The 15,743-nt window shown below is 45.7% G+C and carries 12 protein-coding genes; 4 read left to right on the forward strand and 8 right to left on the reverse strand.

Annotation, left to right across the window (positions count from 1 at the left end; genetic code table 11):
- Positions 1 to 143: 143 nt before the first annotated feature.
- From spoVG to LKD46_RS12255, 3 genes are read right to left on the reverse strand one after another with little or no spacing between them, the layout of a single operon-like run.
- On the reverse strand, positions 144 to 440 hold the full coding sequence (gene spoVG / locus LKD46_RS12245) for a septation regulator SpoVG (RefSeq protein ID WP_015525652.1): 297 nt from the start codon (positions 438 to 440) through the stop codon (positions 144 to 146).
- Between the two features lie 57 nt (positions 441 to 497).
- Positions 498 to 1,619 carry a glucose-1-phosphate adenylyltransferase subunit GlgD gene (gene glgD / locus LKD46_RS12250; RefSeq protein ID WP_021652857.1) on the reverse strand — a complete coding sequence of 374 codons (1,122 nt, stop codon included), beginning with the start codon at positions 1,617 to 1,619 and terminating at the stop codon, positions 498 to 500.
- Positions 1,616 to 2,893 carry a glucose-1-phosphate adenylyltransferase gene (locus LKD46_RS12255; RefSeq protein ID WP_059086196.1) on the reverse strand — a complete coding sequence of 426 codons (1,278 nt, stop codon included), beginning with the start codon at positions 2,891 to 2,893 and terminating at the stop codon, positions 1,616 to 1,618. Before LKD46_RS12255 ends, glgD begins: the two co-directional genes overlap by 4 nt.
- A 313-nt stretch (positions 2,894 to 3,206) precedes the next feature.
- On the opposite strand from LKD46_RS12255, the gene murC reads away from it, so the two are divergent.
- The 4 genes from murC (at position 3,207) to LKD46_RS12275 (ending at position 8,209) form a co-directional block, all read left to right on the forward strand.
- Positions 3,207 to 4,586 carry a UDP-N-acetylmuramate--L-alanine ligase gene (murC, locus tag LKD46_RS12260; RefSeq protein ID WP_227574182.1) on the forward strand — a complete coding sequence of 460 codons (1,380 nt, stop codon included), beginning with the start codon at positions 3,207 to 3,209 and terminating at the stop codon, positions 4,584 to 4,586.
- Between the two features lie 330 nt (positions 4,587 to 4,916).
- Complete coding sequence (locus LKD46_RS12265) at positions 4,917 to 6,014, forward strand: DnaD domain protein (protein WP_195656157.1); 1,098 nt, start codon at positions 4,917 to 4,919, stop codon at positions 6,012 to 6,014.
- 22 nt (positions 6,015 to 6,036) lie between these two features.
- Positions 6,037 to 7,023, forward strand: coding sequence for an ATP-binding protein (locus LKD46_RS12270; RefSeq protein ID WP_015525647.1), 987 nt, complete (start codon positions 6,037 to 6,039; stop codon positions 7,021 to 7,023).
- 1 nt (position 7,024) lies between these two features.
- The gene (locus LKD46_RS12275) at positions 7,025 to 8,209 is read left to right on the forward strand and encodes a ribose-phosphate pyrophosphokinase (RefSeq protein ID WP_015525646.1); all 1,185 of its coding nucleotides are present in this window, start codon (positions 7,025 to 7,027) and stop codon (positions 8,207 to 8,209) included.
- A 163-nt stretch (positions 8,210 to 8,372) separates the two neighbouring features.
- On the opposite strand, the gene LKD46_RS12280 is transcribed toward LKD46_RS12275, so the two are convergent.
- From LKD46_RS12280 to galT, 5 genes are all read right to left on the reverse strand, one after another.
- Positions 8,373 to 9,920 carry an ATP-binding protein gene (locus LKD46_RS12280; protein WP_110102762.1) on the reverse strand — a complete coding sequence of 516 codons (1,548 nt, stop codon included), beginning with the start codon at positions 9,918 to 9,920 and terminating at the stop codon, positions 8,373 to 8,375.
- A 27-nt stretch (positions 9,921 to 9,947) separates the two neighbouring features.
- Complete coding sequence (locus LKD46_RS12285) at positions 9,948 to 11,009, reverse strand: metallophosphoesterase family protein (RefSeq protein WP_110102761.1); 1,062 nt, start codon at positions 11,007 to 11,009, stop codon at positions 9,948 to 9,950.
- A gap of 111 nt (positions 11,010 to 11,120) precedes the next feature.
- On the reverse strand, positions 11,121 to 12,512 hold the full coding sequence (gene asnS / locus LKD46_RS12290) for an asparagine--tRNA ligase (RefSeq protein WP_022426258.1): 1,392 nt from the start codon (positions 12,510 to 12,512) through the stop codon (positions 11,121 to 11,123).
- Positions 12,513 to 12,715: 203 nt separating this feature from the next.
- On the reverse strand, positions 12,716 to 14,197 hold the full coding sequence (locus LKD46_RS12295; protein WP_110102760.1) for an InlB B-repeat-containing protein: 1,482 nt from the start codon (positions 14,195 to 14,197) through the stop codon (positions 12,716 to 12,718).
- Between the two features lie 54 nt (positions 14,198 to 14,251).
- On the reverse strand, positions 14,252 to 15,742 hold the full coding sequence (gene galT / locus LKD46_RS12300; protein WP_110102781.1) for a UDP-glucose--hexose-1-phosphate uridylyltransferase: 1,491 nt from the start codon (positions 15,740 to 15,742) through the stop codon (positions 14,252 to 14,254).
- Position 15,743 lies beyond the last annotated feature (1 nt).

Raw genomic sequence — 15,743 nt, forward strand, 5'->3', positions numbered from 1 at the left:
TTTTTGTTTTCCGGAGCACAAAAAAACTGCCCTCTCACAGATTTATCTGTAAAACGGCAGTTTTTATTCTATGCTGTTTCAATCCAAAGATCATCAGCTACGAGAATACTTCTCTGATGTAATCCCCCCTGAAGCTGCTTCTCTTACTCCGCAGCCTCCATAAGAACCTCATTCTCAGCTTCCTCAGCCATTACTTCCTGATACTTGTCCAGGATGATCGTCTGGATCTGCTCTCTTGTTGCTGAATTGATCGGATGTGCGATGTCACGATATTCACCGTCGCTTGCCTTACGGCTTGGCATTGCGATGAACAGCCCCTTCTCGCCTTCGATCACCTTGATGTCATGTACCACAAACTCATCATCTATTGTGACAGACACAACGGCCTTCATTTTCCCTTCTTTTGCTACCTTCCTCACACGTACATCTGTAATATTCATTGCTACTTGCCCCTTTCATTTCGCTAACCGTATCTGCGGAAAACTGATCTTCCGCATTTATAATACGTAGCGTTCGTTTTTCTCTACGACGATCTTCACTTCTCCTTCTTCGCCGCAGTAATATGAATTCGCCCGGATGGTATCCCGGCTCTCAACAATGCAATTCTCAATATGCGTATTATCTCCAAGATATACGTCATTAAGGATCACAGAGTTTTTGATCACACAGTTATTTCCTACAAATACATCACGGAACAGAACAGAATTCTCCACAGTTCCGTTGATGATACATCCGCTGGACACCAGACTGTTCTTCACAGTTGCACCCGGATTGTACTTAGCAGGAGGTACATCTGCGATCTTGGTTTTGATCGCCGGCTCCTGTTTGAAGAAATAGTTCCGGATCTCCGGTTTCAGGAAATCCATATTTGTCTGATAATAAGCCTCTGCAGTAGAGATATTATTCCAGTAGTTATCGATCTTATATCCGTAAATCCTCTTCAGATTTTTGTAACGGATAAGAATATCATTTACAAAATCATGCCTTCCTTCCTGGGCAGCACGCTCGATCAGTTCGATCAGCTGCCTTCTTCGGATGACATAGATACCAGTAGATACCGTATTATAGGAGGAAACGATCGGTTTCTCCTCAAATTCCTCGATCCGACAGTCCTCATTCATGCGAAGAACACCAAATCTCTCAACCTGGCTCTGATCCTTGCATGTAGTACATACAACGGTAACATCTGCCCGCTTTGCGATATGATACTCCAGGACTTTATTGTAATCCAGCTTGTAGATTCCATCGCCGGAAGCGATCACCGCATAGGGTTCATGACTGTTCTTTAAAAAGCTCAGGTTCTGATAGATCGCATCTGCAGTACCCTGATACCATAAGCTGTTATCTCTGGTAATGGTTGGAGTAAAGACATAAAGTCCTCCCTGTTTTCTTCCGAAATCCCACCATTTGGATGAACTTAAATGCTCATTAAGGGAACGGGCATTATACTGTGTCAGCACAGCAACCTTCTGGATATGTGAATTTGCCATGTTGCTGAGGGCAAAGTCGATCGCGCGGTAACTTCCTGCAATAGGCATTGCCGCGATTGCTCTTTTGTTTGATAATTCTCTCATGCGGTTATTATTACCGCCTGCCAAAATAATACCTATCGCTCTCATTCTTTCCCACCGTCCTTTGCTGCAATTACCTGGCCGGCTGCCAGTTCTCCGTCAGGGTAGTCTTCTTTTGTTGTAACACCGGCGATAGCGGTATTCTTACCGATTTTGACACTGTCCGGAATCACGCTGTTTTCGCCGATAGCCACAAGTCCAAAGGAATATACAGCCGGTTTCAGAACATTCGGTGCCTCCTCGCCGCATCCGATCACAACATTATTTCCGATGACAACATCTTCTGCCACGATGGCTTTATCCATAACAACGTTCTCACCAACTGCTGTATTCTTCATGATAATAGAATCACGGATCACACTGCCCTTGCCGATGATAACATTCGGACCGATCACTGAATTATGTACTTCACCATAGATTTCTGTTCCCTCACCGATGATACACTTGTCCACAACTGCATCTGCGGAAATATACTGTGGCGGGATCACATCTCCCTTGGTGTAGATCCTCCAGAATTCCTCATAAAGATTAAACTCCGGAATGATATCGATCAGCTCCATATTTGCTTCCCAGTAAGAACCAAGAGTTCCTACATCTTTCCAGTAGCCGTTGTACTCATAAGCAAAAAGGCGCTGCCCCTTCTCTTTACAGTACGGAAGGATATGTTTACCGAAGTCACAGCCATTCTGATCCTTCAGGGCGATCAGTGCTTCCTTCAGAACCGGCCATGAGAAAATATAGATACCCATGGATGCAAGATTGCTGCTTGGATGCTCCGGCTTCTCCTCAAACTCAGTAATACGGCTGCTCTCATCAGTAACCATAATACCAAAACGGCTGGCTTCCTCAATGGGAACCGGCATACACGCGATCGTAATATCTGCCTTGTTCGCCTTGTGGAAATCCAGCATCACTTCGTAATCCATCTTATAGATATGGTCACCGGAAAGGATCAGTACATAATCCGGGTTATACTGCTCCATATAAGCCAGATTCTGATAGATCGCATTGGCAGTTCCTGTGTACCATTCACTGCTTGTGCTCTTCTCATACGGAGGAAGGACTGTGACACCGCCTTCATTGCGGTCAAGATCCCACGGAATACCGATACCGATATGTGTATTCAGGCGGAGAGGCTGGTACTGTGTCAGCACACCCACCGTGTCAATTCCCGAGTTAATACAATTGCTCAGTGGAAAATCGATGATACGATATTTACCACCAAAAGCGACTGCCGGCTTTGCAACCTTTTCTGTCAAAACTCCTAACCTGCTGCCTTGCCCACCGGCCAAGAGCATGGCAATCATCTCTTTCTTAATCATGCGATCACCTCTTGTATGTTATGATTATTCCATTATAGCATACTTTACTGTGTTAGTGAACATTTTTTACAATTATTTTAGCTGTATTTTACTTTTTTTATCGCTATTGTATATTATAAATTGGTAAGACTCATCATTTTTTTCATTCCTCTGGTAATTTTCAACATTTTTCGATGTTATTTTCTGGTTACTTTTATATTCCGTAAAAAACCGCTTTTTTAGCCAAAAGAACCACTTTTCAATTGTTTCTGTTGGCGTTATAATAAAACAGACAAAAGAGCTACGAAAATAACATATATATAAGGAGATTATTATGTATCAGATAGACTTTCATAAACCGCTCCATATTCATTTCATCGGGATCGGAGGCATCAGCATGAGCGGCCTTGCCGAGATCCTTCTGGAAGAAAATTTCCGGATTTCCGGTTCCGATGCCAAATTCAGCCCGCTGACCCGCACACTGGAAGAACGTGGCGCTGTGATCTATTACGGACAGCGCGCTTCCAACATCAAGGATGATGTAGATGTGGTTGTCTATACAGCAGCGATCCACCCGGACAACCCGGAATTTGCCTGTGCGAAAGAAAAAGGGCTTCCAATGCTCACCCGCGCAGAGCTTCTGGGACAGATCATGCGGAACTACGATACACCGATCGCAATTTCCGGAACCCACGGAAAAACCACTACTACTTCCATGGTTTCCCATATCCTTCTTGAGGGTGACTGTGATCCTACCATCAGTGTTGGCGGAATCCTTCCTGCTATCCACGGAAACATCCGCGTTGGAAATTCTGAGACCTTTATCACAGAGGCATGCGAATACACCAACAGCTTTTTAAGCTTCTTCCCTAAGATCAGTGTGATCCTGAACATGGATGCCGATCATCTGGATTTCTTCAAGGACATCGATGACATTCGCCATTCCTTCCGGAAATTTGCAGAGCTTCTCCCTGCTGACGGTACTCTGATCATCAACGCCGACACACCGGAGTATGAGACGATCACCCGGGAGCTTCCATGCAATGTTCTTACCTATGGTCTGGAGCACGATGCCGATTACACCGCAGCAGACATTACCTGGGATAAATACGGACATCCTTCCTTCTCCGTTCTCTTCCGGGGCAAAAAGATCGGCAGCTATTATCTGCGTGTACCGGGTATCCACAACGTATCCAATGCACTGGCCGCCATTGCCGTAGGACGCCTTCTGGACCTTCCGGATGATGTGATCGTCAAAGGTCTCGGAAGCTTTACCGGTACAGACCGTCGTTTCCAGTATAAAGGTGAGATCGGCGGTATCACCATCATTGATGATTACGCGCATCATCCAACCGAGATCGAGGCAACCCTTCATGCTGCAAAGAATTATCCGCATCAGAAGGTATGGTGTGTATTCCAGCCTCATACCTACACACGTACCAAAGCTCTTCTTCCGGAATTTGCAAAAGCGCTGACTCTGGCCGATCATGTTGTACTGGCTGATATTTATGCCGCACGTGAAACAGACAATCTTGGTATTTCTTCCCAGGATCTCCAGAAACAGATCCAGGAACTTGGAACCCCCTGCGAATATTTCCCGACTTTTGATGAGATCGAGAGCTTCCTCTTAAAAAGTTGTGCACATGGTGATTTGTTGATAACTATGGGCGCCGGAGACGTTGTAAATATTGGAGAACACCTTCTCGGAAAATAATTATCCACATTATCCACATGCTTATGCACATTTCAGACGTGCCTGGCATGTGGATTTTTTTGTGTATAACCTACTTGACATAATTCAACAGCCACATTCAACAAATACCGCATTTTTCTTACAAAATTAAGGTTTTTGTTAGTTGCTGATAATGTTATCCTCGAAGTTTTCCACACTATCCACATTTTCCACATGGAAATTGGTGCACAACTTCTGTGAAAATAGACTATTCTCAAGTAAAAGCGGTTGTGCTATAATCCTTTTTAGCATGGCGGACTTCGGGATATCACCTGAAATATCTGCTGTATTTTAGAAAGGGAGCTGCTGATCATGAGCCTGATTTCACTTCAGAATTCCTCGGAACTGGAGGTAACGATTCTTTCCAATCGCTTTATTGACAATTTCATGCCTCGTGCCAACGGGGAGTTCGTAAAGGTATATATCTACCTTCTCCGGATGGTATCTGCCGCTCCTTCTTCTTTCAGCCTGGAGCATATGGCAGACAGCCTTTTCTGCACGGAAAGAGATATTTCCCGTGCGCTGAAATACTGGGAAAGTGAGAAACTGATCGCATTAACCTATACTGCAGATCAGAAGCTTTCCGGGATCACTTTGCTGGAACCCTTTGCGGATACCGGTCATAGAGAGAGCAGCGCTTCCGTGGATACTTTCACCGGTTCCGGCAATTCTGCTTCCGTTTCCGGGAACACGGATCCGGGAGTCCCAAGCTCCGCTGATTACATTCTCAGTCTCACTCCTGACCGGATCAGAGAACTTAAGCAAAACGAAGAGATCAGTCAGCTTCTCTATATCACAGAGCAGTATCTGACCAAAACACTGACGCCTACAGAAATGCAGAAGATCCTTTTTTTCTATGATGAACTCCATATGTCTGCGGATCTCATCGAATATCTGGTGGAATACTGTGTTTCCAGAGGCCGCAAGAGTATGCGTTATATTGAAACTGTTGCACTCGCCTGGGCAAAAGACGGCATCACCACCGTCGAGATGGCCCGGGATGCCAGCTCCCGTTTTTCCAAGGATTATTACACGATCCTGAAGGCTATGGGGATCAGCGGCCGCAATCCTGTTGATAACGAGATCACTTACATTGATACCTGGCGCAAGACCTACGGTTTTGATCTGGAGCTGATCCAGGAAGCCTGCAGCCGTACTGTCCTTTCCACCGGACAGCCCAGTTTCCAATATGCAGATAAGATCCTCTCCGGCTGGAAAAAGAAAAACGTACATACGCTGGAGGATATCCGGCTTCTGGATGCCGCACACAAAAAACGCCAGCTTGAGAAATCCGTTTCCAGGAAGAAGCAGCCCCAGACTCAGCCTCAGAATAGCAACCGCTTCAATAATTTCCACCAGCGTGATTATGATTTTGCGGAATATGAGAAACGTCTTTTAAATAATCAGTAACAGAACCTGGAAGGAGCGCTTTATGCCTTTACAGAATTTTCAATATGATACTATAATGAGAGAATACAGCCGCCGGCAGGCACAGAACCACCGTATTCTGGAGGAGCACACAGCCGAAGCCTACGGAAAGATCCCCCGTCTGAAAGAGATCGATGACGAGGTGGCAACTTTAAGTGCTGACAAAGTCCGTCGCCTTTTAAACGGCGAAGAAAAGGGGACTTCGGATCTGAAGGCAGCCATCCAGGAGCTTTCCGATGAACGGATCACCCTTCTTGTTGCAAACGGCTTTCCCGGAGACTATCTTGAGATGCCTTACACCTGCCCTGACTGTCAGGATACCGGCTATATCGGCAGCCGAAAATGCACCTGTTTTAAAAAAGCTGAGATCGAACTGCTTTATGCACAGTCCAATCTGAATGAAATTCTCGAAAAAGAGAATTTTGACAGCTTTTCATTTGACTATTATTCTGCTACAATAAAAAACGAAGCCACGGGACTGTCTGCCCTGGAAACAGCCAGACGGGCCTATGACACTGCACAGCGCTTTGTGCAGAACTTCGACCATAAATTTGAAAACTTGTTTTTATATGGTGATACCGGTGTGGGAAAAACCTTTCTTTCACACTGCATCGCCCGAGAGCTTCTCAGATCCACCCACTGTGTCCTGTACTTTTCCGCCTACGATCTTTTTGATATGATGGCTGCGAATTCTTTTTCCCGAAAAGATACCGGCACAGACGAGGAACTGATCTATGACTGTGATCTTCTGATCATTGATGACCTGGGAACGGAGCTTACCAACAGTTTCGTATCTTCACAGCTTTTTCTCTGTCTCAATGAGCGGATCATGCGCAGGAAATCCACGATCATTTCCACGAATCTGACGCTCAAAAATTTCTCGGATACCTATTCCGAGAGAACATTTTCCCGAATTGCCAGCAACTATCAGATGATATCGTTGATCGGGAAGGACATCCGTATACAGAAAATATTTTTAGGAGGAAATTAAAATGGCACAGGTAAATACAAAAGATTTTTCCACACTCCCGGTAGGAAGACTTGGACTGATTCCCCTTCAGAGCTGCAGCTCATTAGGCGCGAAGGTGAATGACTGGCTGGTCAAATGGCGTGCCGAAAGACAGTATCCTGGAATGGACTCCTTTGCATTCGAGGGATACAAGCGCGATTCTTACATTATTGACGCCAAGACTCCACGTTTCGGCTCCGGTGAGGGTAAATGCACCATCAACGAATCTGTCCGCGGTGATGATATCTACGTAATGGTAGATGTGACAAATTACAGCTTATCCTATCCGATCGGACCTTACACGAATCTTATGTCCCCGGATGATCATTTCCAGGATATGAAGCGTGTTATCGCCGCTGTAGGCGGAAAAGCCCGCAGAGTCAACGTGATCATGCCATATCTCTATGAGAGTCGCCAGGACAAACGTGTCGGAAGAGAGTCTCTTGACTGTGCCAATGCACTTCATGAGCTGATCGATATGGGTGTTGAGAATATCATCACCTTTGATGCACATGATTCCCGTGTACAGAATGCGACTCCTCTTCATGGTTTTGAGACTGTACAGCCATCCTACCAGTTCATCAAGGCTCTTCTTAATAATGAAAAGGGACTTCATATCGACAAGGATCATTTCATGACGATCAGCCCGGACGAAGGAAGCATGAACCGTGCGATCTATCTCGCCAATGTCCTCGGTGTTGATATGGGTATGTACTATAAACGTCTGGATTACTCAAGATATGTAAACGGCCGTCATCCGATTGCAGCATATGAATTCCTCGGACCAAAGATCGAGGGCAAGGATATGATCCTGATCGATGATATGATCTCCTCCGGTGATACGATCATTAAGATCGCGTCTCTCCTGAAAGAGAAAGGAGCAGGCAGAGTTTACATCTGCTCTACCTTCGGATTCTTTACCGATGGTCTTGATAAATTTGACGATGCTTACAAGAAGGGCTACTTCGACAAGCTTCTTACTACTAACCTGGTTTATCAGTCACCGGAGCTTCTTGAGAAGCCATACTACATCAGCTGCGATATGAGCAAATATATTGCTCTGATCATTGATACGCTGAACCATGATACCTCTGTCAGCCACCTTCTGAATCCGGTAGACAGAATCAAACGCTGCGTAACAAATTACATGAGCCAGCATGAGAAATAAATAAATCATAACGCACGCAAAGCGGCTGCACCTTCTGAGAACGATATAACAGTTTCTCAGAAAGCGCAGCCGCTTTATATTTCTGTAACAGACGGATATCCATGATCCGCATCTGCTGTCTGCTTTGCTTTTGATCTTTATGCTGAAATCTTCCTGCAAAAGCTCACATAGGAAGCTTCTGATAGGGAATCCTCTCTTTATCCAGGATCTCCATTTCTCTTTTATGGCAGGTACTTATGATCACCTGTCTGTTTTCTTTATGCAGCCACCTGAGAGCCGCTGCAAGACGTTCTTCATCATACATGCCAAATACATCATCCAGGATCACAGGGAACGGTTCCTCTTTGCAGAAAAGCTCTCCTGCTGCCATACGAAGGGCAAAATAAATCTGCTCCAGTGTCCCGCGACTCAGTCTCTCAATGGATACGATACGCTCCCCTGTGTTCACAGACATATGCAGTGCCTCATCCATCAGAACCTCCTGGTATCTGCCACCGGTGATCTCACTTAATATCTCAGATGTACGTTTTTTCAGACGGACCCCTACCTGATCCGTAATGTTTCCGGAAAGTGCCTCAATCGTCTCCATAGCCATATTCAGCGCCTGGATCTCCGTTTCCTCCGGAGTGATCACTTCTGTGTTTTCTTCACATTCCGTCAACTCTGCCTGCAGGTTCTCCAGCGCTGTATGCTTCTCTTCGTAGTCACTGTCCAGACTGTTCCGGTTCCAGGTCAGCTCCTCATGTCTGGAATGCCAGCGCTCTCTCTGACGTTCTCTCTTATTCAGCTCCCTGCTGAGCCGTATGCGAAAAAACAATGCCGCTACAGAAATCGCCGCAGTTGCCACGCCTGCCAGAACACTGAAAATGACCTGCCCGGAAAAAGCTGCCAGGCAGCCGGTACCGACAATCCCACCAAGCAGCACAACTGCCAGAACTGCATCTGTCAGCTCCCGTCTTCTTTTTACACGATCGATCCGAAGCTCAAGAAGATCCTCTGTACTCCGTTCTCTGGTCCCTATGTTCATCCCGTCCTGCTGCTGCATGATCCGATCACGCTTCTCATCCAGTTCACGGATCTCTCTGCGGATATATTCCATGTTTGCGGAAATCTTTTCTTTTTCCTTTTCCAGCTCCTTTTTTCGCCGGGCCGCTTCTGTCAGATATCCTTTTCTGGACATTTTCAGCATCTGCATGGCTCGTCCCATGTCAATGGAACTGTCACCGGTTCCCTGATAGCTGGCCATGTAATTCTGCAGTTCACGTACGAGATCTTTTCCTGTAACGCTTTTCAGCTGTGCCACAGACACCGTATTATCATAAACTGCCTCACTTACATTTCCCAGAATAGTCCCAAGAGCTCCCTGTTCCGCATCCACAAGACTGCCATCATCTTCACAGAGAAGCTCTCCCAACTTCTTTTCTTTATAAAAATTCCTGGTAAGACGATACTTCTTCCCCTTGCTTGTGAACCACATGATCCCACCATATTCTGCCGGATTTTCCCATGGTTCATATTTTGTATATGTATCGTTCAGAGCAGCCTTTCCCCGCAGTCTGCGAACGCCGTAAAACATGGAGCGGATAAATGTATGTGTGGTAGTTTTTCCACTCTCATTTTCACCGTAAAGTACGTTGATCCCAGGTGAAAGCTCCATATCCTTGTCCCGGATCTTCCCGAAATTTTTTATTTTTAAACGTCTGATAACCATCTTATGCTATCCTCCTGTGCTGCCCCTTTATCGCCGGCTGCCTGTCTCAAGCAATGCCTGAAGCCCATAATACAGCGCCTTTTTTTCCACGGTATCCATACCCTCTTTGGCCAGAAAATAGCCGATATAATCACCGATCAGAGTACCGCTGTAGCGTTTGTAGAGCTCACCAAGATCATACGCCGGCCAGGATTCATCCACAACATCGGTAACATTTCCGAGACTTTTCAGTTTCTCAGGGATCAGAAGAAGATCCGGCGAACGCATTCCCTGAAGAACGATCCTGTAGATATTCCTTCCTCCTCTGCGGAAAATCTGGGATTTTACCGCTTCTTCCAGAGATATCTGTGTAGTTTCCTCGTGAAGTGTCATTACCAGCTGCTGATAGGAACGACAGGCAAAGGGAACGAACTCTGTACGGATCCTTCCGTTGATCAGTCGTCCCTCCATATATCCATGTTCCCCTGTATCATTCCTGTCAATGGGCTCCAGAGCCCCGGAAAAGGCCGCCTGGTCACGGATCAGGATCTGCGGCTTGTGGATATGCCCTAACGCTACATAATCGAAGCCTGACGCCGCCAGAGCTGCTGCACTGAGAGGAATATGCTTCTCATCGCCGCCATGAGCCAGCAGAATATGGATTCCTTCTTTCTGGACAGGGACAGCCTGATCATAAAGTCCGTCTTTTATTTCCCGGTCATAGTAACTCAGTCCATATACATAGACATCAAGCCTGGGATCTTTAACGCAGGTCAGTTCCCTGCTCCTGAAAAATATAACATTGGAATTCCACTCAAACGTATTATAAAAAGAATCTCTGCTTATAAAATCATGATTTCCTGCCATCAGATACACTCTGGTATCCGGGATGGTGGAAAACAGATAATTTACTTCCTTAAGCTCTCTCATAAGAGGCTGGCGGTGGAACAGATCTCCGGATATAAATAGCAAATCCACCGGATCTTCGCGGATGCCCGCAATAACCCGGCGGAAAGTGCTCCAGATTTCTTCCTCCCGCTCTTTGCTCCACGGGCAGCCCCTGTCGGGAACTGCGCCCAGATGCACGTCTGCAAGATGAATAAATCTCATAATGTTCTCCCTTGTGTGTCAGTCACACATATCAATACCTGTTGCCAATTTCTCCCTGCTGTTCTCTGATCTCAGGAGCACAGAACGTCCTGCTGTGCAAAAGTGTTCTGATCAAAGATCGCAGTTCTTTACAGTTCTCGGGAATGGGATCACGTCACGGATGTTGCCCATACCTGTAAGGTACATGACACATCTCTCAAATCCAAGACCAAAGCCGGAATGACGTGTGGAACCATATTTACGAAGATCCAGATAGAAATCGTAATCCTCCGGTTTCAGACCCAGCTCATCCATACGTGTTCTCAGCTTGTCGTAGTCATCCTCTCTCTGGCTTCCTCCGATGATCTCTCCGATTCCCGGCACCAGACAGTCCATAGCCGCAACTGTCTTTCCATCCTCGTTGAGTTTCATGTAGAATGCCTTGATCTCCTTCGGATAATCTGTAACAAATACCGGTCTCTTGTAGACCTGCTCTGTCAGATAGCGCTCATGCTCTGTCTGAAGATCACATCCCCAGAATACCTTGTAATCAAATTTGTCATTGTTCTTCTCAAGGATCTCAACAGCCTCTGTATAGGTCACATGCGCAAATTCAGAATTAAGCACATGGTTCAGTCTGTCAAGAAGCCCCTTGTCAATGAAGGAATTGAAGAAGTTCATTTCCTCCGGTGCATTCTCAAAGACATAACGGATCACGTATTTCAGCATAGCCTCTGCAAGCTCCATAGCGTCCTGAAGGTCTGCAAACGCACACTCAGGCTCGATCATCCAGAACTCAGCTGCATGACGGGTAGTGTTGGAATTCTCAGCACGGAAGGTCGGTCCGAATGTGTAGATATTGCGGAATGCCTGTGCATAAGTCTCTCCGTTCAGCTGTCCGCTTACGGTAAGGTTTGTCTCCTTTCCGAAGAAATCCTGTGAATAATCAACACTTCCATCCTCTGTCAGTGGAATATTCTTCGGATCCAGTGTTGTTACCTGAAACATCTCTCCTGCACCTTCACAGTCACTTCCTGTGATCAGCGGTGTATGCACATAGACAAAGCCTCTCTCCTGGAAAAATTTATGGATCGCATATGCACAGAGAGAACGTACACGGAATACAGCCTGAAAAGTATTTGTTCTCGGTCTTAAATGTGTCATGGTCCTTAAGTATTCAAGACTGTGTCTCTTCTTCTGAAGTGGATAATCCGGTGCGGAAGCTCCCTCTACAGATATCTCTGTTGCCTGGATCTCAAATGGCTGCTTCGCCTGAGGGGTAGCTACCAGCGTTCCCTTAACAATGATGGCTGCTCCAACGTTCAGCTTGGAAACCTCTGCGAAATTCTCCATGTTATCATGATATACGATCTGAAGAGTTTCAAAAAAGCTTCCATCATGAAGTACGATGAATCCAAACGCCTTGGAATCACGAACACTTCGTACCCATCCACCTACGGTGATCTCTTTGTCGAGATACTGTTCACGGTTTCTGTAAATCTCTTTCACTGTTGTCAGTTTCATAATCTATACCTCATTCCTCATATTCAGGATCACACGTCCCTGCGGACCTCCAAACGTCCGTATCGAATTAAGTATAGACTATTCTCATGGTTCGTGCAAGGAGTAATTGCCCTGTCGGACAGAAAAATAGCGGGCCGCCGGACAGAAAAATCCCGCCTGGCGGAATGTCTCCGGCAGACGGGATTTTTCTGTCTGTTATACCATTAATAATAAGATGCGTTGATACTTCCTGTGTTGAGATAAGTAATGCAGTAATAGTAGATCCTCTTGAATGTCTTTGTTGTGTAGTGAAGTCCATCATCACTGTCAGCGTCTGTGCCATTGTAGGAAGCATTGGTCCCGTAGCCTTTTTTCATAAGTACGCTGTACATATCGATGTACTTGTAATCCAGAGAAAGACCGGAACGGATCTTGCTGTTGAATTCTCTTACCTGTGCCTCTGTACGGGCGCCTCTTCCTGCTTTTGTGATCATGGTACTGTTGATCGGGTTTACAGACATATAAAAGAGTTTACAGTTCTTACTTTTCAATGTGGATGCGATACTGGTCATATAGCTGACATAATTGCCTGCATTTCCCAGGTCATTGACACCCAGATTAAAGATAACGGCGATCGGTTTGGAACCTTCTGTTTTGTCGATCTCTTCTATAAGCTGTGCATATCCTGTATCTCGGAACCAGCTCAAGCCCTTTCCTGGGTTTGCAACAAAAGAAACCCCATTTGTTACAGAACTGCTCATCTGTTTTTTCAGTGTCGCCTGTATTCCTGCAGTACGGGAATCTCCCACAAAAATAACCTTACTGTACATCATACCGATCGCCGGATGAGCCATCTCATCGGAGCTGATATCCTTCTCCAGTGCACGGTTAAATACTGTCGCATACAGATTGGTGTTTTTGTTGATCCGCAGAAGTTCGCCGGCTTCATAATCCGGATCTGTGGAAGAACCGGTCCGTCTGGTCTTAGACCAGCCCATAAACGTATAACCTGTCGCATTGGATACAGATGGGAGCTTAAGGTAACCGCCCTTTCCAAGTGTTACTGTCTTCCATACGGTTCCGTTTGCCTTGCGGAGATTTACTTTTACTGACTGCATCTGTACGGAATAGTATCTGATATTACCGGAGATTTTAATCTTCGTTCCTACTTTTTTTGCAGTAGATGCCTTGCCGTTCTTTGCTATTGACCAGCCAAGATTTACATATCCCGATCTGGATGGAACTGCAGGCAATGTGTAATATGTACCCTCTTCTACTTTTTTCTGCAGCTTCTTATATGCGGAATTGGTGCTTCCATTTCCAAGATAGAAGTTTACGGTATAGTATCTGCTCTTTCTGCGGACCGCATACAGAGTCATATCTTTTCTGACCTTTACGCGGGCACCTGCTTTATATACTACCTTACTGCTCCCCTTCCGTGTAGTCCATCCGAGATTCTGATATCCCACAGCCTTGGGTACTGCCGGAAGCCGGATCGTAGTATTTAATGTCACGTTCTGTGTCAGTGCGGTATACGTCTTACTTTTGCTGGTACCTGAATTATTATTGAACTTAACGGTATAAACAAGCTTCGCCGCCGACACCTTATGCGATGCAGCCGGCACAAAGATCAGTGCAGCTGCCACAAGTGCCAGCAAAAGCCATTTTATCCGAAAGGCCTTTCCGGTTTTTTCTCTGTTTTTCATATAAACAAACTCCTCCTGAAATACATATCCATCCCCGGGTGCCTCCGTACTTTTTTACAGAGTATTGATAAATCTCATAAATGCATCCCTGCCCTCTGGTGTGCATTTATAAACACCGGCATCCTCCAGTACATGAACAAATACATTGCCCACTTCCCTGCGAAGGACTTCCTGGATATTATCTTTATCAAGTTTCTCATATTTTGGCAGAAATTCTGCAACCCATGCAGCATGTTTCTCGATTTTCTCATTGGAAGCAATGTCCCTGCCGCTTAAAATGTATTCTTCAAGAAGCTCCAGCTCTTCTTTCAGACGTGCCGGAAGAACAGCGAGTCCCATAACTTCGATAAGACCGATATTCTCTTTCTTGATATGATGATAGCATGCATGCGGATGATAAACCCCCAGCGGATGCTCCTCTGTTGTGATATTGTTACGTAATGTCAGATCCAGTTCAAAGGTATCTCCCACTTTACGTGCGATCGGTGTGATGGTGTTATGCGGCTCTCCGTCTGTTTCTGAAAAGATAAATGCAGCCTCATCCGTATATCCTCTCCAGCCTGCCAGTACATGTGTTGCCAGATCGATCAGTCTCGTCTCGTCTTTGCTGCGGATACGCAGTACGGAAAGAGGCCATTTTACAATGCCGGCTTCCACATCTTCGTATCCCGGGATCGTCACATGCTTTTCAATCTCTGCCTTCGCCATGGCAAAGGTGTAATGCCCGCCCTGGAAATGATCGTGGCTGAGGATAGAACCTCCTACGATTGGAAGATCCGCATTGGAGCCAAGGAAATAATGTGGGAACAGCTTTACAAAATCAAACAGCTTGATAAATGTATTTCTCTCGATCTTCATCGGAGTATGCTGACTGTTAAATACGATACAATGTTCATTGTAGTAAACATATGGAGAGTACTGGAAGCCCCATGGACTGTCATTGACGGTGATCGGGATGATCCTGTGGTTCTCCCTTGCCGGATGATTGACTCTTCCTGCATAGCCTTCATTTTCCGGACAAAGCAGACATTTTGGATAGCTGCTGGATTTTACCAGCTTGGCAGCTGCGATAGCCTTTGGGTCTTTTTCCGGCTTGGACAGGTTGATCGTGATATCGATCTTGCCATATTCGCTGTCTACTGTCCATTTCTGATCTTTTTTTACGCGATAACGTCTGATATAGTTACTGTCCTGACTCAGCTTATAAAAATAATCTGTAGCTTTTTCCGGATCTTCTTTATAAGCATCCCAGAATTCTCTCTGTACCTGGGCAGGACGCGGCATCAGACAGTTCATCAGTTTTGTATCAAAGAGATCTCTGTACACAATACTGTCCTCGATGATGCCCCTCTTTACAGCCTCATCAAGAAGTTCGTTCAAAGTCTCCTCAAGATTGATTTTAGCATACTCTGTCTCCGGTTCTGTATATTCGCTTTCCCCAAAGGCATCCAGAAGGAGATTGGTTGCATAAATTCTTTCGCATTCCGGAGTAATACCACTCTCCACCCCATACTGTACCAGTTTTTTAATACTTTCACTTAACATT

The organism is Blautia fusiformis (genome assembly GCF_020686995.1).
GTDB classification, from domain to species: domain Bacteria; phylum Bacillota; class Clostridia; order Lachnospirales; family Lachnospiraceae; genus Blautia_A; species Blautia_A fusiformis.